General features: G+C 27.1%; 18 protein-coding genes. 13 read left to right on the forward strand and 5 right to left on the reverse strand.

All coding sequences use genetic code 11. The features are described 5' to 3' along the window. The first annotated feature begins 80 nt into the window (after positions 1–80). The 6 genes from folD to ACPKM0_RS05110 all read left to right on the forward strand — a co-directional run bounded on the left by folD (position 81) and on the right by ACPKM0_RS05110 (position 6,367). Positions 81–968 carry a bifunctional methylenetetrahydrofolate dehydrogenase/methenyltetrahydrofolate cyclohydrolase FolD gene (folD, locus tag ACPKM0_RS05085; RefSeq protein ID WP_472473928.1) on the forward strand — a complete coding sequence of 296 codons (888 nt, stop codon included), beginning with the start codon at positions 81–83 and terminating at the stop codon, positions 966–968. Then, positions 961–2,283 carry a tRNA (N6-isopentenyl adenosine(37)-C2)-methylthiotransferase MiaB gene (miaB, locus tag ACPKM0_RS05090; RefSeq protein WP_472473929.1) on the forward strand — a complete coding sequence of 441 codons (1,323 nt, stop codon included), beginning with the start codon at positions 961–963 and terminating at the stop codon, positions 2,281–2,283. Before folD ends, miaB begins: the two co-directional genes overlap by 8 nt. Positions 2,284–2,322: 39 nt before the next feature. Continuing rightward, positions 2,323–3,069, forward strand: a complete 747-nt coding sequence (locus ACPKM0_RS05095; protein ID WP_472473931.1) for an NAD-dependent protein deacylase — start codon at positions 2,323–2,325, stop codon at positions 3,067–3,069. A gap of 119 nt (positions 3,070–3,188) precedes the next feature. Then, entirely contained in the window at positions 3,189–4,481 is a 1,293-nt protein-coding gene (locus ACPKM0_RS05100) for an extracellular solute-binding protein (protein WP_472473933.1), read from the forward strand. A gap of 74 nt (positions 4,482–4,555) precedes the next feature. Next, positions 4,556–5,482, forward strand: coding sequence for a carbohydrate ABC transporter permease (locus tag ACPKM0_RS05105; RefSeq protein ID WP_472473935.1), 927 nt, complete (start codon positions 4,556–4,558; stop codon positions 5,480–5,482). Between the two features lie 9 nt (positions 5,483–5,491). Further along, positions 5,492–6,367, forward strand: coding sequence for a carbohydrate ABC transporter permease (locus tag ACPKM0_RS05110; protein WP_472473937.1), 876 nt, complete (start codon positions 5,492–5,494; stop codon positions 6,365–6,367). Positions 6,368–6,434: 67 nt separating this feature from the next. Here ACPKM0_RS05110 and ACPKM0_RS05115 read toward each other — a convergent pair whose 3' ends face one another. Together ACPKM0_RS05115 and ACPKM0_RS05120 are read right to left on the reverse strand one after the other, a co-directional pair. Then, positions 6,435–7,172 carry a response regulator transcription factor gene (locus tag ACPKM0_RS05115; protein ID WP_472473939.1) on the reverse strand — a complete coding sequence of 246 codons (738 nt, stop codon included), beginning with the start codon at positions 7,170–7,172 and terminating at the stop codon, positions 6,435–6,437. Beyond that, entirely contained in the window at positions 7,162–8,916 is a 1,755-nt protein-coding gene (locus ACPKM0_RS05120) for a sensor histidine kinase (protein WP_472473941.1), read from the reverse strand. Before ACPKM0_RS05120 ends, ACPKM0_RS05115 begins: the two co-directional genes overlap by 11 nt. 558 nt (positions 8,917–9,474) lie before the next feature. Here ACPKM0_RS05120 and xdhA point away from each other — a divergent pair. The 4 genes from xdhA to ACPKM0_RS05140 all read left to right on the forward strand — a co-directional run bounded on the left by xdhA (position 9,475) and on the right by ACPKM0_RS05140 (position 14,333). Beyond that, positions 9,475–11,760: a xanthine dehydrogenase subunit XdhA gene (gene xdhA, locus ACPKM0_RS05125; protein ID WP_472473942.1), complete on the forward strand. Its 2,286-nt coding sequence runs from the start codon at positions 9,475–9,477 to the stop codon at positions 11,758–11,760. 12 nt (positions 11,761–11,772) lie between these two features. Next, the gene (gene xdhB / locus ACPKM0_RS05130; protein WP_472473944.1) at positions 11,773–12,654 is read left to right on the forward strand and encodes a xanthine dehydrogenase subunit XdhB; all 882 of its coding nucleotides are present in this window, start codon (positions 11,773–11,775) and stop codon (positions 12,652–12,654) included. Next, positions 12,654–13,148 carry a xanthine dehydrogenase subunit XdhC gene (xdhC, locus tag ACPKM0_RS05135; RefSeq protein WP_472473946.1) on the forward strand — a complete coding sequence of 165 codons (495 nt, stop codon included), beginning with the start codon at positions 12,654–12,656 and terminating at the stop codon, positions 13,146–13,148. Before xdhB ends, xdhC begins: the two co-directional genes overlap by 1 nt. A gap of 90 nt (positions 13,149–13,238) precedes the next feature. Beyond that, a complete protein-coding gene (locus tag ACPKM0_RS05140; protein WP_472473947.1) occupies positions 13,239–14,333 on the forward strand; it encodes a radical SAM protein in 1,095 nt (364 codons plus the stop codon). On the opposite strand, the gene ACPKM0_RS05145 is transcribed toward ACPKM0_RS05140, so the two are convergent. Beyond that, entirely contained in the window at positions 14,323–15,201 is an 879-nt protein-coding gene (locus ACPKM0_RS05145) for a LysR family transcriptional regulator (protein ID WP_472473949.1), read from the reverse strand. The two genes, ACPKM0_RS05140 and ACPKM0_RS05145, sit on opposite strands and share 11 nt — an antisense overlap. Before the next feature lie 96 nt (positions 15,202–15,297). Here ACPKM0_RS05145 and ACPKM0_RS05150 point away from each other — a divergent pair, with 96 nt between their 5' ends. Together ACPKM0_RS05150 and ACPKM0_RS05155 are read left to right on the forward strand one after the other, a co-directional pair. Continuing rightward, entirely contained in the window at positions 15,298–15,858 is a 561-nt protein-coding gene (locus ACPKM0_RS05150; protein WP_472473950.1) for a chromate transporter, read from the forward strand. Further along, the gene (locus ACPKM0_RS05155; RefSeq protein ID WP_472473952.1) at positions 15,858–16,421 is read left to right on the forward strand and encodes a chromate transporter; all 564 of its coding nucleotides are present in this window, start codon (positions 15,858–15,860) and stop codon (positions 16,419–16,421) included. The genes ACPKM0_RS05150 and ACPKM0_RS05155 overlap by 1 nt, the downstream gene beginning before the upstream one ends. Here the strand turns inward: ACPKM0_RS05155 and ACPKM0_RS05160 are convergent, their stop codons facing one another. Beyond that, complete coding sequence (locus tag ACPKM0_RS05160; RefSeq protein ID WP_472473953.1) at positions 16,422–17,429, reverse strand: YeiH family protein; 1,008 nt, start codon at positions 17,427–17,429, stop codon at positions 16,422–16,424. It lies immediately after the preceding gene. 122 nt (positions 17,430–17,551) lie between these two features. On the opposite strand from ACPKM0_RS05160, the gene ACPKM0_RS05165 reads away from it, so the two are divergent. Further along, a complete protein-coding gene (locus ACPKM0_RS05165; protein WP_472473955.1) occupies positions 17,552–18,397 on the forward strand; it encodes a LysR family transcriptional regulator in 846 nt (281 codons plus the stop codon). Here the strand turns inward: ACPKM0_RS05165 and ACPKM0_RS05170 are convergent. After that, a complete protein-coding gene (locus ACPKM0_RS05170) occupies positions 18,387–20,636 on the reverse strand; it encodes an alpha-galactosidase (RefSeq protein WP_472473956.1) in 2,250 nt (749 codons plus the stop codon). The two genes, ACPKM0_RS05165 and ACPKM0_RS05170, sit on opposite strands and share 11 nt — an antisense overlap. Positions 20,637–20,686: the final 50 nt, after the last annotated feature.

A 20,686-nucleotide genomic window follows, 5' to 3' on the forward strand; every position in this document is an offset into this window, starting at 1 on the left:
GTGAGTTAAATCCCTAAAAATACAGATAGAATATTTTATAAAATATTAATTTATGATATAAAACCATTGTGAGGTAAATTATGATTGTTTTAAGCGGAAAAGAAGTATCTAATAATAAGTTAGAAGAGTTAAAAATTAATACTCAAGAATTTATTGAAAAGTATGGTAGAAAACCAACATTAGCAGTTATTTTAGTTGGTGAAGATCCTGCAAGTCAAACATATGTAGCATCTAAGAAAAGAGCTTGTGAAAGAATTGGTTTTGGACATAAGGATTATATATTAGAGGCAAATACCTCACAAGAAGATTTAAATTCATTGGTAGATGAATTAAATAATGATAAGAGTGTGGATGGCGTTTTAGTTCAAATGCCATTACCAAAACATTTAAATGAGCAAGAAGTAATTGAAAGAATAAAAAGTGATAAAGATGTTGATGGCTTTCATCCTGAAAATGTAGGAAAATTATTAATTGGTTTAGATTGTTTTGTTAGTTGTACACCTAAAGGTATTATGGCAATTTTAGATTATTACAATATTGAAACAAAATCTAAAAATGTTGTAATTATTGGAAGAAGTAACATTGTTGGAAAGCCAATGGCTTCCTTATTAATTCAAAAGGGAAGAGATGCAACAGTTACTATTGCTCATAGTAGAACTAAAAATTTAAAAGAATTAACATCTGCTGCAGATATATTAATAGCAGCAATCGGTAGACCTTTTTTTGTAACAGAAGATATGGTCAAAGATAATGCAGTTGTAATTGATGTTGGTATAAATAGAATTGAAGATAGTTCTAGAAAACGCGGATATCGTGTTGTGGGTGATGTTGATTATGAAAATGTAAGTAAAAAAGCAAGTGCAATAACACCTGTACCAGGTGGAGTTGGATTGATGACTATTGCTATGCTTATGGAAAATACAATTGAAAGTGCTATAAAGCATGAAGAGAAGGATATTAATGGCTAAATATAAAACACCAGAAAAAGTTGAAACCTATTGGATTGAAACTTATGGTTGTGAAATGAATATTGCAGAAAGCAATGCTATAAAAACAATGTTAGAGGGAGTAGGGATTACTCCAGCTAAAGATGACGAGAGTGCAGATTTAGCAATATTAAATACTTGTTCAGTTAGACAAAGTGCTGAAAATAGAGTATGGGGAAGAATTGGTAATTATTCAAGAATAAAAAAAGAAAGACCAATGATATTAATGATTATTGGATGTATGGCTGAAAGATTAGCTGAAGAATTAAAAGATAGTGCTCCTTGGGTAGATTATGTATTAGGAACAAACGATAAGCATAAAGTTCTTGATATTGCTACCGGTCAACACAATCTAGTAAAAGATGATACTTATTCATTTTTAGAAAATTATTATAAAGAGGGAGATTATTCCACTTTCGTTCCAATAATGAATGGTTGTAATAATTTTTGTACTTATTGTATTGTACCTTATGTTAGAGGGAGAGAAGTCTCTAGATCATTAGAATCAATAATTAATGAAGTAAAATTTTTAGATTCTAAAAAAGTTAAAGAAATTACTTTATTAGGTCAAAATGTAAATAGCTATCATTATGAAGATGAAAATAATAATGTTTATGATTTTCCTAAATTATTACGTGCAGTAAGTAAAGTATGTAACAATATTGAATGGGTAAGATTTGAATCACCACATCCAAAAGATTTTAGTGATGAACTTCTTCAAGTAGTTAAAGAAGAAAAAAAAGTTGCTAATCATTTACATATTCCTCTACAAAGCGGTAATTCAAGAATATTAAAATTAATGAATCGTAGATATGATAGAGAAAAATATTTAAGTATTATTGAAAAAGCAAGAGAAATTATTCCTGAAATAACTTTTGCAACAGATGTAATGGTAGGCTTTCCTAGTGAAAGTGAAGAAGAATGTTTAGATACACTTTCAGTAATGGAAATCTTAAGATGTAATGAAGCTTATATGTATTTCTGGAATCCTAGAGAAGGTACACCTGCTACTAAAATGGATGGCCAATTATCTGATAAAGTAAAGCATGAAAGATTACAAAAAATAATTGATAGACAACAAGAAATTTTCCACGAAGAAAAAGCTAAATATGCTCATGGTATTCATAAAGTATTAGTAACAAAAACTAGTAGGAATGATTCTTCACAAATGTTAGGCAAAGATGAACATAATCAAATGGTTGCTTTTAATATTAAAAATGCTATTACTCCTGGTGAAATAGTTAATGTAGAATATTTATCTGTTAATGGTAATACAATTGTAGGAAAACAAGTATAAAGTTCTTTATATTTTTATAAATAGATTTATAATAATTGTATGGATAGTGTTGAATATTTATATAATTTATTAAAAAAGAGTTCCCAGACTACGGTTTTAACCGGAGCTGGGATTTCTACTTTAAGTGGAATAAAAGATTTTAGATCTTCTAATGGAATATACTCAAAAGAATACCATCATTTAAGTGTTGAGGATATTTTGAACTATGATTTTTTCTTTAAAAGGCCTGATATTTTTTATTCATGGGCAAAGGATACCTGGTATGATATGGATTTAATAAATCCTAATATTGTTCATACAACTTTAACTAGACTTCAAAATCTAAATTTAGTTAATAATATTTTTACTCAAAATATTGATATGCTTCATTCCAAAGCAAATAGTAAAAATGTATATGAAGTACATGGAAGTATAAAAACACATCATTGTACAAAATGTAATAAGAAATATGATTATAAAGATATAATTAATGATGTTAAAAATGATAAAGTTCCTTATTGTATAGAATGTGGTGGTTTAATTAAACCTGATATTATTTTTTATGGAGAAAATCTAAATTCAATAATTATTGATAAGGCCGTTGAAAGTTTTTCTAATAGTGACTTAGCTATAGTTTTAGGGTCTTCCTTAATTGTTCAACCTGCTGCTTCTTTACCAATGTATACACTACAAAATAAAGGGAAACTAATAATAATTAATAGAGATTCTACCCCTTATGATAAATATGCAACTTTAAAATTAGATGATTTAAAAAGTATTTTTAGTGATCTTATTGAAATTATGTGATAAATCTATAATTTATTTTAATAAATGCTAATTTTGTTTAATTAATATAAAATATGTTTTCTTTTCAGAATGCTATATCTAACCTAAAATAAGTTTATGAATAATAACTTGGAGGTTATATGAAAAAAATTTTATTAACAATTTTAGCAATTTTATTAATTGCACCTACTTTTGTTTTTGCTCAAGGTGAAAAAGAAGAAGAAAATGTAACTATTGAATTCTGGACACACGAAGATGCAAATAGACAAATAATCGAAGATCAATACATTGCAGATTTCCAAGCTGCAAATGCTGATACTACTGTTAATGCAACACGTCAATCATCTAAAAAAATGATTGAATTAGTTCAAACTGCTTTTGCTGCAAATGAAGGCCCAACAATTTTCAATCTAGAAAGTCATAATGCTTATCCTTTCGTAGCAGCTGGAAGAGTTGCTCCTGTTAATTATGAAGCATTAGGTTATAAAGATGCAGAAGATTTAAAAGCACACTATATTGATGGTATGTTAGATCCTGTAACTTATGATGGTGAAATCTATGGTATTCCTTTTGAAGGCTTAAGCTGGTGTCTATATATTAACAAAAACGTATTTAAAGATGCTGGATTAAACCCTGATACTGATTATCCTAAAACTTGGGAAGAAATGGTTGAAGTTTCTGAAAAATTAGTAAAAAGAGATGGTCATATTATTGAAAGACGTGGTTTTGACTTCAGATATCCTTATTATTTGGAAATCTTAGTACCAATGGTAGAACAATTAGGAGGATCTTTATTCAGTGAAGATGGTAGTGAAGCTATTGTTGGAAAAGATGCTTGGGTTCATGTATTAGAATATATGCAAAATTGGGGTCCAAATGGTCAAAATCTAGGTTCTCCTACATACAAAAATGCAAGAAAACTTTTCAATGCTAACAATGATGATATTGCTATGTGTTTATCAGGTTTATATCAAGAAGCAAGAATTAAATATGATAACCCTGATTTCTATAACAGTGGTGAATGGATGGTAGTACCTTTCCCTACATTCGAAAATGCTGTTAATAACACTTCAGCTTCATTCTATGGTCAATTCTACATGGTTAATGCTGATGAAAGTGAAAAAACACAACAAAGAGCTTGGGAAATGATTGGTTCAATGGTAGCTAATGAACAAGATTATTTAACTGAAGTTAACTTAATTCCACCTACAAAATCATTAATGAGTAGTGAAACATATTTAAACATGCCTTATGCAGATGTATTCAATGGCGATATGGATAGAGCTCACCACTTATACTTCGGTGAAAATTCAACAGAAATTCAATCTTTATTAGGCACAGCTGTTTCAAATGTTATGTTACAAGATGTTAGCCCTGAACAAGCTTACTTAAACTTAAAAGCTTCTGTTCAAGAATTAATTGATGAAGAATAAAACTTTATAAAATGATATTGGAATTTAATTATTCCAATATCATACTATTTTAATTTTAAATATTTGGGGGACCTATGTCCAAAAAACAAAAAAAATATAGTATAGAAAAAAGAGAAGCTAGATACGGTTTTATGTTCACTATACCTTGTTTGGTTTTTTTTGCACTTTTTAGTTTTTATCCTATTATTAGTGCTTTTATTACTAGCTTAACTAATAAAGAAGTATTTTCAAGAACATCTAAATTTATTGGTCTTAAGAATTATATTTATTTATTTACTAAAGATAATGGTGGTTTTTCATTAGCAAATTCTATGAGAGCAACATTAACCTTTACTTTAGGGACTTTTATTCCTATGGTAATTATTTCATTAATTCTTGCTGTCTTGTTAATGCAACTTAGAAAAAATCGTTATAGGGGTTTTTTCCAAATTGGATTTTATCTACCAGCAGTATTATCTAGTGTTGTAGCTGCATCTATTTGGATGATTTTATTTGATCCAAGGGGATTAATTAATCAATTTAGTAATACACTCATGTTTACTTCGGGCCAAGACTATGGATGGCTAATTAATTCAAGAATGTTACAAATATCTACGATGATTGTTTACTTTTGGAAGTATATTGGGTATTTCGTTATATTATTTATAACAGGACTTGCATCAATACCTCCAACTTTATATGAAGCTGCAACAGTAGATGGATCTACTAAATGGCATACTTTTTGGAGAATAACATTACCATTATTAAAACCAACTGTTTTATTAGTTTCTGTTATGGCAATGCTTCAATGTTTGAAAACATTCTCAACTCAATATATGTTCCAACAAGGTGGTACAGCACGTCAACCAATTGATGTTATTACTATGAATATCTATTTTACAGGTATTCGTAACGGTAAAATTGGTAGAGCTAGTGCTATGTCAATTATTTTATTTGTAATCATGTTATTACTTACTTTACTACAATTTAAAGTAAATAATGCAGATGATGTTGAGTATTAGGAGATAGAGATGAATAAATTTGTTGGAAAATTAACAATTACAGAAGTTATAGTTTGGGCTCTATTAATCTTAGTGCTTGGATTTACTATACTACCAATTCTATTTATGTTATCAGCTTCTTTTATGGATGCAAAACAGATTTTGGCTATGCCTTTTTCTTGGATCCCTTCAAAAGAATACTTTACAACTACTGATAGAACATTTTTTACAAACTTTATAAAAGCAATTCTAGGAAATAACAATAATGCTATTTTCTTTAGAACTCTTTTTAATTCACTTATTGTTGCTATAACTGTATCTTTAACAACAGTTTTTTTAGCTTCACTATGTGGATATGGGTTAGCTAAATTTAATTTTAAAGGGAAAAATGCAATTTTCATGTCAATTATGGCAACAATGATGATTCCATTTGAAGCAATTATGATTCCTTTATATATTGTTACTGCTAATTTACATATGATGAATAGTTATAGAGGTCTTATAATCCCATTTTTAGTAAGTGCTTTTGGAGTTTTCCAAATGAGACAATATTTACTTACTTTCCCAAGTGAATTTTTAGATGCTTCTAGGGTAGATGGTTTAGGTGAGTTTAGAATTTATTTAAGTATTGTATTACCAAACTGTACCCCAGTTATTGCAACATTAGGTATTTTGAGTTTTAGAAACCAATGGGATAATTTATTATGGCCATTATTAGTAGCTCAAAAAGAAACTATGAAAACCATTCCATTATATATCACTAAATTTAGTGAAGAAAAACAAACCGATGAAGGTGCGATGATGGCTTGTGCTTTATTAGCCTCTATTCCAATGTTTTTACTATTTGGCTTTTTATCTAAGTATTTCTTAGGTGGAGCTGCTGTATTTGAATCTAGAAAAGGATAACCCTTCCTTTTTTAAAATAAATCACTCGTGCTATTACGAATTGCGAATTTTGTAATAGCACTTTTTTTTATTGGGAATCTCTGAATTTTTTTGGAGTAGTTTTAATAAATCTTTTAAAAATTTTAGCATAGTATCCTGGTGTTAAATATCCACATTTATATGCAATTTCATTAATATTTTCATTAGTATTAATTAATAAATCTATGCTAATGTTAATTCTATAAGAATTTAAGTAAGTTAAAAAATTAATACCAACTAATTCTTTAAATAATCTAGATAAATGAGTTTCACTTACATTTAAATATGTAGCAGCTTCTTGAAGGCCAATTGGCGACATATAATTATCTTTTATATATTTTATTGCATTATTAATTAAATGATTTTGTACAGAATCATTTAATTCAATTTTATTAATTTTATCTTTTTTATTATTTAAAATATCAAGGGATGTAGTAATTTTGTTTAAAGCTTTTTTTAAATCGATATCATCAATTGGTTTTAATAAATAATCTTCTACTCCTAATCTAATAGCATTTTGCATATATTTAAAATCTGAGTAACCTGATAAAATTATTGATTTTACGGGAGGCTCAATTTTATTTAGCATGTCTAATCCTGTTTGTCCTGGTAACTGAATATCTGATATTACTATATCTGGACATAAAGTATTGATAATATTTTGACCATCAATACCGTTCATTGCAGTTCCAATTAGTTCGAGGTTATTTATTTCATTGTTTATAATCATTGAGAGTTCTTCTAATTCAAATTTTTCATCTTCTATAATTACAACATTATATTTCATTAGGTTCTCCAAAATAATAATTTGATAAAGGTATCTTTATAGTAGCTTTTGTGCCACCTTCTTTAATATCACTAAATGATAAAGAAGCTTTGCCATTGTAAGCTAATTCTAATCGTTTATATACATTGTAAACACCAATATGTTCAGTATTAGAAAATAATTCTATATTATTCATGTATTTCTTATCTTTAAAGCCAATTCCATTATCAATAACGTTAATAAGCAAATAATTATTTTCTTTTTTAACTTCAATTTTAATAAACCAATCTCCCATTTTAGGACTCAATCCATGAATAATAGTATTTTCAACAAGAGGTTGAATAATTAGTTTTGGCGTTTGAATATTTAATAACGATTCATCTATATCATATTCAATATTTAATTTTTCATCAAATCTTATCTTCTGAATTGTTAAATAACTTTTAACAAGTTCAATACTTTTATCAAGTTCACAATTGGCGTTTTTGTTATAGATAGAAGATCTTAATAGCTTTCCAAGTTTTATAGAAATGGTATATATTTCTTTTTGATTGTTAATATTTGCAAGAGACTTAATTGTATTTAAAGTGTTAAATAAAAAATGAGGATTTATTTGTGATTGAAGAGCCGCTCTCTCTGCTTCATATATTCTTTTTTGTGATTCTTTTGTAGTTTGTAATAGATTAACAATTTGAATTACCATTTTATTAAAACTTTCATTTAATTCTTGCATTTCATAAATATTATTATCTTCAATGGTAATGGCTAAATTGCCTTCTTCAACTCTTTTCATGCTTTTAATCAAATTATCTATAGGTTTTGTTATTTGTTTAGTTAAAAAATAAGCTACTATAAGAGATAATACTAGGCCTATAAAAATAGCAATTATACCGAGAATTAATATCTGTTTATAATTATCATTAAAGGTTTGATCTTTGATATAATTTGCTATATAAAAAGGTGTTGTTGATATTTGCTTAAGTGATAAAACATAATTGTTATTATAAAAAGTTTTTTCACTAAATTCTTCATGACCTCTACTATTTAACCCTGGATAATAACTAAAAGAATAGAATTCATTTGCATTATCTAATTCTGCAGCTACATATGAATTAGTATCAACTAGGAGTGAAGTTGCAAGTGTTTTTGTTCCAATCATATCTTTAAAAATTTGCTCATAAATATTTATTACAACAAAACCTATAGGATTTTCATTTTCATCAAAAATATATCTAAGCATTATTAAAGAAACATTATTATTAAGAGAATAATTTTCATTTGCTAAAATTTTAGTATAATTAAAAGGTTTAGATTCCATTAATGGAGTAGCCATCTCTAATATTGTTGAATGGTTTCTTAAATCATATTCTATAGGAAAAGGATGAGTTGATAATTTTACCTCTCCATCAATGCTAGTTATTAATGCTTCAGCATAATAAGTATCACCTTTCATAGTTTGAAATAGTATATTATATATATCACTGATATAATCTTCGTTATTAACTAAATCTTTATTTCTAATTAATTCTATTATTTCTTCATTTTTGGAAAGTGAATATGCTTTATGCCTATAATCTTCAAATATCTCTTCTATTTTTATTTCTTGCATTTGTGTTTGTGTAGATAAATTTAATTTTAATCCATCTATTAGTTTTGTTTTAGCTAAAGTTGAAGAAACTATTGATAAAGAAATAATTGGAATTGCAATAATTATAAAGAAATATATAAATAATCTAGTATATAGTGTTGTTTTTACTTTTTTCATATGCGTACATATTAAATGTATATTTAATTGTTTGCAATATTAAATATATTAGCTTAATTAACTGTAAAAAAATATTACATCTTAATATTAATAAAAACTATGAATTATTGTTTAACTGTAAAACTAACTTAACATAAATTAAGTTATATTGATTGTTTTTATTGGTTTTTTTCTTAAAAAGTAACTTTTTATAAAAAAAATAAAGATATTTTTACTATAAATTATTAAAATAATATTGACTATGAAAACGGAGCATAGATATTGACATTTGTCAAAAATAAAACACTTCAATTAATAAAAAATATATTAAATGTTAAAATAGTAACAAAAACTCATATTTTTTAAATTTAACTGCATTAGAATAAAGTTTATATACCATTATATTTATAAATATATAATCAAATTAAAGCGTTTAAATAGCGTTTTAAAAAAAATCGATACTCTAGGTAATTTGACATATTAAAATATACCGTTTATATTTTAGTTGAAATAAATTATTTAGAATTGGATATATAATGGATATTCCATTTAGTTCAATATATTACATGGAGGGATTTCATGATAGTCGGTAAATCTATAAACAGGGTAGATGCTATGGCTAAAGCTAATGGTACAGCCAAATATGTTGGTGATTTAGTTGATTCTAATGCTTTAGTAGCTAGAGTATTACATTCTACTATAGCTAATGGTAAAGTTTTATCATTTGATTTAGATGATGCGTTAAAAGTTCCGGGAGTAGTTAAAATTGTAACTTGTTTTGACGTGCCTGATAAACAATTTCCTACACCAGGTCACCCTTGGTCTACACACAAAGCTCATCAAGATATTTCTGATAGAAAGTTATTAAATACAAGAGTTCGTTTTTATGGTGATGATATAGCAGCAGTTATTGCAGAAGATGAAATATCAGCAAATCAAGCATTAAGACTTATTAAAGTTGATTATGAAGAATATGAACCTTTATTAACATATGAAGATGCTATGAAAGAAGGTGCTAGAGCAATACACGAAGAAAAACCTAATAATGTAGTTGTACATAGTAACTATGAAATGGGTAATTATGATGAAGCTTTAAAAGAAGAAGGATTAATCAAAGTTGAAGGCGTATATGAAACACCTATTGTAAGTCACTGTCACATTGAAAATGCTGGTTCTTATGCATATATGGAATCAGGAAGAATCGTTGTAGTTTCTTCAACTCAGATTCCTCATATTGTAAGACGTGTAATTTCTCAAGCTCTTGATTGTGGAATGGGTAAAATTAGAGTTATAAAACCATATATTGGTGGTGGTTTTGGTAATAAACAAGATGCTTTAACAGAACCTTTAAATGCGTTCTTAACAACACAAGTTGGTGGTAGATGTGTTAAATTGTTCTATACTAGAGAAGAAACTTTTGTTTGTACTAGAACAAGACATGCTATGAAATTCTTTATTGAAAGTTATGTTAGAAAAGATGGTACTTTCGCAGCAAGAAAGATTAAAGCTTATTCAACTCAAGGTGGTTATGCTTCACACGCTCATGCACTTGTAGCAAATGCTGTAAATGGGTTTAGAATGATGTATCCAGTTGGTGCTGTAAAAGGTGATGCCTATACAGTTTATACAAATCTTCCAACAGCAGGTGCAATGAGAGCTTATGGTATTCCACAAATAGGTTTTGCTCTAGAAGCACACGTAGATGATATTTGTAAAGTAGCTAATTTTGATAAAGTTGAATTTAGACGAAAAAATATGATGCAAGTTGGATTTGTTGATCCTGTTACAACAATTGCATGTCATTCTTCAGGCCTTGAAGAATGTATAGTTCGTGGTAAAGAATATGTTAAATGGGATGAAAAAATAAAAGAGTATCAAAACCAAACAGGTGATGTTAGACGTGGTGTTGGTATGGCTTTATTCTGTTATAAAACAGGTGTATATCCTATAGCTTTAGAAACTAGTGCTGTTAGAATGGTATTAAACCAAGATGGTTCAATGCAAGTTCAAATGGGTGCAACTGAAATTGGACAAGGTGCTGATACAGTATTTGCTCAAATGGCAGCTGAATCTGTAGGTTTTACTTTAGATAAAGTTAATATGATTTCAACTCAAGATACAGATGTAACTCCATACGATACAGGGGCTTATGCTTCAAGACAAACTTATGTATCTGGTATGGCTGTAAAGAAAACTGGTCTTTCATTGAAAAAGAAAATTTGTGAATTTGCTGGTTATATGTTGAACAAAGATGTTGCAGATTTGGATATAGAAGAAAACTTTGTAGTACATGTTGGTTCAAGAGAAAGATTTTTATCTATGGAAGAACTTGCTATGGAAGCTTGTTATTCTTTAGAAAACTCTAATCATATTAGTGCAGAAGAAACTCATCACTGTTCAGATAATACATATGCATTAGGTTGTTGTTTTGCTGAAGTTGAAGTTGATATCCCTATGTGTCAGGTTAAGATATTAAATATTATAAATGTTCATGATTCAGGGAAAATTATTAATCCTCAAACTGCAAGAGGCCAAGTTCATGGTGGTATGAGCATGGGTATTGGATATGGATTGTATGAAAGAATGATTATTGATCCAAAAACTGGTAAAACTAATAATGATAATTTATTAGATTATAAGTTAATGACTGTTCTTGATACTCCTGATTTAGGATTTGATTTTGTTGAACCTGAAGATCCAACTGGACCTTATGGTAATAAAGCATTAGGTGAACCTCCAGTAATTCCAGTAGCACCAGCATTAAGAAATGCTGTAGAAAATGCAACAGGAGTTGCCGTTAATGCTATTCCATTACATCCACAAAGATTATTTGAAGAATTTAGTAATGCAGGCTTAATTAAATAGAGGAGACAAATTATGTATGATTTCAATAATATATATCAACCAAAAACAGTTGAAGAAGCTTTAAAAATGAAAAAAGCTCATCCTGAAGCTTTAGTATTAGCTGGTGGTAGTGATATTTTAATTCAATGCCGTGAAGGTAAATTAGCTGGTAGAGATGTTATCAGTATTTATCCTTTAGATGAACTTAGAGGAATATGTTTAGAAGATGATGGTACAATTTTAATTAGACCATTAACAAGTTTTTCTCATATAACTAATAATTTAATTATTCAAGAGAATATTCCTGCTTTAGGTGAAGCTGTTGATCAAATTGGTGGACCACAAATTAGAAATATTGGTACCATCGGTGGTAATATTTGTAACGGTGTTACTAGTGCTGATTCTGCTTCTACTTTAAAAACTTATGATGCTATTTTAGAAATTGCAAGTGTTGATGGTATTCGTATTCTTCCTTATGCAGATTTTAGTAAAGGTGCCGGTCGTGTTGACTTAAGAGAAGGCGAAATATTAACAGGAATAAGAATCAAAAAAGAATCTTATGAAAATACTTTTGGTAAATATATTAAATATTCAATGCGTAAAGCTATGGATATTGCAACATTAGGTTGTTCTGTTAATGTTCGTTTATCTAGTGATAAATTAAATATTGATAGAGTTAGAATAGCATATGGTGTAGCAGGACCTGTTCCACTAAGAGCAATTAATGCTGAAGCAGCATTAAAGGGCCATGAAGTAAATGCTCAATTATTAGAAGATGCTGCACAGGCTGTTATGGAAGATGTTAATCCTAGAAATTCTTGGAGAGCATCAAAGGACTTTAGAATACAATTGATTAAAGAACTTACAAGAAGAGCTTTAAAAGATTCTATTGAACAAGCTGGAGGTCAACTATAATGACAAAAGTAAAAGTTACATGTAAAATAAATGGCAAAATCCGTGAAAATTATATAGATCCTAGAGCATCTCTTTCTGATCTTTTAAGAGGTGAAGAACATTTACAAAGTATTAAACATGGTTGTGATGTAGGTGAGTGTGGTGCTTGTACTGTTGTAGTTAATGGGGAGACTTTTAACTCATGTATCTATATGGCTATTTGGGCTGAAGGTAAAGAGATTACAACTTTAGAAGGTTTATCTGATGAAGAAGGTAATGTAAGTGATATTCAACAAGCTTTTGTTGATGAAGGTGCAATTCAATGTGGATTTTGTACACCAGGTTTTATAATGAGTTCATTACCAATTATTGAAAGTGATAAAGATTTTACACGTGATGAAATTCGAAAACAAATTTCAGGTAATTTCTGTAGATGTACTGGTTATGATACTATTGTTACAGCAATTGAAAAAACTCATGATAAGAGAAAATCTGAAAAAGCTAATAATAAATAACTAAAAACACTTAATAATAAAAAAGGGGCACAGTTTGTGCCCCCTTTTCTTTCTGTTATGAAAGCATTATATTCTTATTTGAGGATTGAAATGAATAGACCTATAACTTTAATGATAAAACCCGCTTCTAGTATGTGTAATTTGAAATGTGATTACTGTTTCTATTTAGATGAAGAAAAAAATAGAGAAGATAAGCATAGAAAAATTATGACAAATGATACTATTGAAATAATTGTTAAAAAAACTCATAAAGAATCTAATATAATTAATTATATTTTTCAGGGTGGTGAGCCAGCATTAGCTACTCTAAATTGGTTTGAAAATTTTATTAATTTAGTAAATACTTATAAAAAAGATGGTGATAATATTTCTTATTCTTTTCAAACAAATGGAACTTTAATAGATGAGCCTTTTGCTAAATTTTTATCAGAAAATAACTTTTTAGTAGGTGTTTCTTTTGATGGATTTAGTAGAATTCATGATATACACAGAAAATATAGTACTAAAGAAAAAAGTTCTAGAGATGTTATAAATGGTATTAATAATTTAAGAAAGTATAATGCTGATTATAATGTATTAACTGTAGTTACCAATGAAGTTGCATTGAATATAAATAAAATATATTCAAGCTTAGTAAATGGTGGTGAGCAATATTTACAGTTTATTGCATGTTTAGATCCTTTTTACGAAGATAGTAATAAATTTTTAAATCCTAATACTTATGGTAAATTTCTAGTTGAATTATTTGATTTATGGTATGCTGATTTACGTCATGGTAAAAATATTTCAATAAGATTGTTTAATAATTTTATAGCAATTTTATTAGGCAATCCTCCTGAAGCTTGTGATATGAATGGGATATGTTCAATTCAATATGTATTTGAATCTAACGGAGATGTATTTCCTTGTGATTTTTATTGTTTAGATGATTATTTATTAGGTAATATTCTAGTAGATAATTATGATGATCTTGATAAAAAAAGAGAAGAAATAAATTTTGTTAAAAATCCTCCATTATTACTTGATGATTGTATCTCTTGTGAATATTTATATTTATGCAGAGGTGGGTGCCCAAGGTATAAAGATAGTAATAATAAATTTAAATTCTGTGAAAGTTATAAGTATTTATTTAAAAATAGATTAGACCAATTTAAAGAAATTGCAAGAATAGTTTCTAATAAGTAATTGTTTTACATATTGAAATTAATTGATTAATAGCATTCGTAATATTTTTATTTTTGTGTTGAATAATTGAATATTCCCTTCTTAAAGATACCCCCATTATCTCTTTTGTAACAATATTTGTGTTATTATGCAGTGAATCTTTCCATAAAGATGGAAGAATAGAAACACCTAAATTATTTTCAACTAATGAAAGAATAGCTTGTGTACTAGTGCTATCATTTTCAATCTTTATATTAATATTATTTAATATAAAAGCAGAGTCTATTAATGCTCTTACAGCACTATGTTTTTCTCTAAGAATTATGTTTTGATCTAATAAATCTTTTAGTACAATGTTATTTTTTTTAGCTAATGGATTTAGTTTAGATATATAAAGTAATAATGAATCTTTATAAAAATTAGTCGAAATAATACTAGAATCGAATATAGGTGTTTCTATTAATGCTATATCTATGGAATTTTCTAGAATTAAATTCTTTAAAGTTTTAGAATCTCTAATTGTTATATTGATTTTAACACTTAAATTTTCTTCGTTAAATTTTGTAATTATATAAGGTAAGATAAATATAGCTATAGAGGCACTACAGCCAAGGTTTAATACTTTTTTCTTATCACTATCTTTCATACTATATTCTAGATTGTTAACCTTATTTATTATGTCAGTTGCTTGATATAAGAAAATTTGTCCATCTTCAGTTAGAATAAGTTTTCTACTTATTCTATCAAATAATTTTATACCATAATAATTTTCAACTTCTTTGATTGCAAAACTTATTGAGGGTTGAGCTATATGTAATTGTTTAGATGCTTCAACAGTACTCTTATACTTACAAACTGCGATAAAAATTTTTAAATGTCTTAATGTCATAATAATTAACCTATAATAATTTTCTTATATATATTATTAATATATTATATTTTACATATATAAGCAAATAGTGTATATTAACATCGAAGGAAAAATATGAAGAAAAAAGATTATTTTAAATTATTTCGAATAATGTTTACATTAAGTGCATTCACCTTTGGAGGTGGTTATGTAATTGTATCATTAATGAAAAATGAATTTGTTGATAGATTAAAATGGATTGAAGAAGAAGAAATGCTTAATTTAGTAGCTATTGCTCAATCTTCACCAGGAGCTGTTGCTGTAAACGGATCTATTTTAGTAGGTTATAAGGTTGGTGGTATTAGAGGAGCTATTGTCTCTATTTTAGGAACTATTTTACCTCCATTTATCATTCTTTCAATAATTTCGGTTTTTTATAACCAATTTAAAGAAAATATATATGTGAGTGCTTTTTTAAAAGCAATGCAACCTGCTATTGCTGCAATTATTATCTCAGTTGTAATTCAATTAGGTAAAAACATAGTTAAGCAAAAAGAATTATATTTTATTATTATTATGGTATTGGCATTTATATTTACTTATTTTTTAAATATTAACATTATCTTTGTAATATTAGCATGTGCTGTTTTAGGTGGTGTTTATGCTCTATATAAACAAAAAAAGGAGGTTAAGTAATGACATTATTTGCTTTATTTCTTTGTTTTTTACAAATAGGTGCATTTAGTTTTGGTGGGGGCCTTGCTGCTTTACCTTTAATACAACAACAAGTAGTTACAATTAATAATTGGATGAGTATGAGTGATTTTACAGATCTTATTGCTATAGCTGAAATGACACCTGGTCCAATTGCCGTTAATAGTGCAACATTTGTTGGAATTAACTTATTTGGTATAGAGGGAGCTATAGTTGCTACATTAGGCTGTATTTTACCATCAATTATTTTTGTAGCTGTTCTAGGTTACTTGTATCAAAAGTATAAAAAGCATTATCTACTAGAAGGCGTTTTAGCTGGACTTAGACCTGCGGTAGTAGCTATGATCTTAAAAGCTGGTATCTCAATTTTTATCTTGGCAATTTTTTCACTTAATGCTCACTCTTTTAATGTTTATAATTTAATTATTTTTTTAATAGCTTTCTATTTTATTTATTTTAAAAAAGTTAATCCAATTATAATTTTATTAATTAGTGGTATTATCGGAGGTGGTTTTTATATACTATTTAATATCCCGATAGTATAATTACCAAATGTTTAATGCTTTTTGAAGTAATAAACTTACTATAGTAATCGCTAAAAAACAGCTAAATCCTAATGCAATAGGTTTGCCACTTTTCTTAATTAAAGAATATAAATCAGTGTTAAAACCTATTGCTCCCATAGCCATAATTATTAAAAATTTACTTACATTTTTCATTGATGAAAATATTTTTGGTGTTATATTATATTTCGTTAATATTGTTGTAATTAATGAAGCTAATAAAAAATATAATATAAAGCGTGGGAAAATATTAGAGAAGTTATAGGTGTTTTCTTTATTTTCTTTTTTAGAATAAATTATAGATAAAACTAATGTGATTGGTATAATTGCTAAAGTTCTTGTTAATTTTACTGTAATAGCTTTGTCTAATGTCATTGAAGATAGGTTAAACATGTTATCCCACGTAGAAGCAGCTGCACTAACAGAGGAAGTGTCATTTATAGCAGTACCAGCAAAAATTCCAAACGCATTACCAGTTGAAGTATCAAAATTTAATAAAATTCCAAGTTGAGGGAAAACTATAGCTGCTATTACATTAAAAAAGAATATTACAGATAGAGCAGTTGCTACTTCATCTTCTTTTGCATTTATAACTGAAGTTGTTGCTGCAATAGCACTTCCTCCACAAATAGAAGATCCAACCCCAATTAATGTAGTAATCTTTGAATCTATCTTTAAAATTTTACCTAAAGTATATGAAATTAATAATGATGTAGTAATCGTAGATAGTATTATTGGTAATGATTCTTTCCCTGTTTTCATTACCACAGATAAATTTAGTCCAAATCCAAGTAAAATTACAGCATATTGAAGCAACTTTTTAGAACAATATTTTATTCCTTTTAAATATTTACTTTTATCTTTTATTACTCTATTTAAAATCATTCCAATAATAATAGCAAAAACAGGTCCCCCAATTATTGGTAGAATTGTACCTAAATAAAAAGAGATTAACGCTATTATTAAACTTAATATAATACCTTTTTTCATTTTTCTTATATTTTCCTTATTTATTAATCAGTTATGAGTTGAATATATCAAATATCAGCAATAAAATAAAATAATTGTTTTTGATTAATTGATTAATAATATTAATTGATAAAGGAGTAGTAATGTTAGATTATAAAGTAAAAACTTTCTTAGAATTATGTAAGTGTATGAATTATCGGATAACTGCAGAAAGGCTTAATATGTCTCAACCGTCTGTTACACAACATATTCATTTATTAGAAGATTATTATAATCATAAATTGTTCTATTATGATAAAAAGAAGTTAATAAAAACAGAATCAGCAATAGTTTTAGAAAAGCATTTTCAAATCTTAGTGAATAATCAGCTAAATCTTGAAAGAGAGTTAAATGAAAAGGGTAAAGTAATAATTAATATAGGTGCTACTAAAACAATAGGTAATTATGTTATTAATGAAAAGATAATTAGCTTAGTGAACAATAATAATAAAGTAACCTTTTTAATTGATAATACAAAATCACTATTTGATAAATTACATGATAACCAATTAGATTTGTTAATTATTGAAGGTCTTTTTGATAAATCAAAATATGATTCTAGATTATTCAAAAAAGAAGCATTTGTTGGCATTTGTAATAAGAAACATGAATTTGCTAATAAAGAAATTGAAATTAATAAAATAATTGAAAAAGGTTTAGTTTTAAGAGAAAAAGGATCTGGTACAAGAAATATCTTAGAAAGAGAACTCTTTAAAAATAATTATACAATAAACAGTTTTAAAACTGTCCATTGTATAAGTAGTTTTGAGTTAATAAAAAATATAATTAGCGAAACTGATTATATAACTTTTGCTTATAAATCAATATTAAAAAGTGATTCAAATTTAGCAGAATTTAGAATATCAAATTTAAATATAGTTAAAGAATTTAATTTTGTTGCTTTAAAAAATACTGATATCGATAGTAAAATCAGTTGTTTTAATTCTTAGCTTTTAATACATATATTTGTGATGTAAAATCGCCAAAATCAGTTCCAGGAGTTATTTTACCTTTATAATATTCGCTTCTCATTGTTCCATTGAATGGTATTTCTAAATTAAAACCAATATTCATTAATTCATCCCCATAATAAACTGTACCATTAATTTCATATGCTATATCATCATCTAATCCTTTAAGCTTAATTTTATTTAATGGTGGGTTAGGGGTAGCCAAAATTTTATAATAAGCTAAAATAGCTGTTTTTTTATCCTTTGAAATTACCATCCATGAGCAAGTGCTATTTTTGAAAGGAGATTCTAATCTAATGAAATCTCCATATTGAATTAATTCTCTATACTTTTTATAGAATTTAATTTGATTTTTCATTTCATTGATTTCTTTTTCATTAGATTTTGTAATATCAAGTTCATAACCAAATGTTCCAAAATATGCAACATCCCCTCTGAATTTTAAAGAAGTATTACGACCAACTTGGTGATTTGGAATAGCAGAAACATGAGATCCCATAGAGTTAATAGGGTAAACTAAACTAGTTCCATATTGTATTTTAAGTCTTTCAGTAGCATCTGTATCATCACTACACCATGCTTGAGGGGCATAATACATCATACCTAAGTCAAATCTTCCTCCACCTGATGCACAAGATTCAAATAAAACATTAGGGAAAGTGGTAGTTAATTTTTCATATAATTTATACACCCCTAATATATATCTATGGAAAAATTCTCCTTGCTTCTTAGGTGATAATATGGCTGAATAAGGTTCAGTTATATTTCTATTCATATCCCATTTTATATAATCTAAATTCGTTTTTGAAATAATAGCAGCCATTTTTTCATAAATATAATCTACTATTTCAGGGTTAGAATAATCTAATACAAATTGATTTCTTCCATAACAACTAAATCTATTTGGTGTATTAATTATCCAAGTTGGATGGGTTTTATAAAGTTCACTTTCAATATTTACCATTTCTGGTTCAAACCAAAGTCCAAATTTTAATCCTAAATCCTTAATAGATTTTGCTAAATTCTCTATTCCATTAGGTAGTTTTTTTAAATTTGTATACCAATCCCCTAAGGATGTTGTATCATCATCTCTTTTACCAAACCAACCATCATCAAGTACAAATAACTCAACGCCAACTTCTTTAGCTTTTGTAGCTAGATTAATAAGCTTTTCTTCATCAAAGTCAAAATATGTACCTTCCCAGTTATTCAATAAAATTGGTCTTACTTTATCATGATATTTGCTCTTCATTACGTGTTTAGTAATTGTTTTATGGAATGTATTGCTTAATGAGTTAATGCCTTTATCACTATAACAAATTAATACTTCTGGAGTATTAAATATTTCATCTTTATCAAGAATCCAATTAAATGTAGATGAATTTATACCCATCTGTACTCTAGTATTTTTATAATTATCTAATTGTACATTAGCTTCAAAATTACCACTATATATTAATGAAAAACCATATGCTTCATTAACATTTTCATCATCACAATTTTTATCTTTTAATATAAGAGATGGGTTATGATTAGCACTACTAGCACCGCGTAAGCTTTCTATTTTTACTGTTCCAGGCAAAAGAGATCTTTCGTTAACGTGTCTTTCTCTTGCCCAAACTCCATCTAAAGTAATTAAATTAAAATCATTATTATCAAAATCTATATTAAATGATAAAGCTTTATTAAGACTTAAAACATCATTTGATTTATTAATAAAAGTAGTGCTTCTTGAAATAGAGTTTAATTTTTCAAATAAATGATACTTTAATATTATTTGATAATTTTGCACCTTGTCTTCTAATAATAATTCTAAAGTTGTAATTTCATTTTCATCAGTTGTATATGTAGAAGGTAAGCCCTTAATTTCTTCTTTACCTTTATATATTTTGTAGGATTGAAATATTGGATTGTTTGTTATTCTATTTAAAGAATCAGAAATTCGAAAAGCTTCACTTCTATAATCTCCTTTTCCAAAAACAGGATATTCTAATCTACTTGTTTCTAAAGAAAAGTCCATATCGTCTTCATAAATAGCTGGAGCTAAAACGCAACTCCTATGTACCATTAAATGAGAAAAGTCATCTCGATGTTTAATAGCCTTACCAAAATATAAATTACCTATATGCTTATTTTTTAAAACTGAAATAATGTAGCTAATATTACCATTAGTTAAGTGAAATTCTAAATTTTTAGTATTGTTAATAAATATTGACATAAATGCCTCCAAAATATAATAAACGCGTGTTTATTGAAGATTATCATAAA

This window comes from Pleomorphochaeta sp. (genome assembly GCF_050031695.1).
Taxonomy (GTDB): domain Bacteria; phylum Spirochaetota; class Spirochaetia; order Sphaerochaetales; family Sphaerochaetaceae; genus Pleomorphochaeta.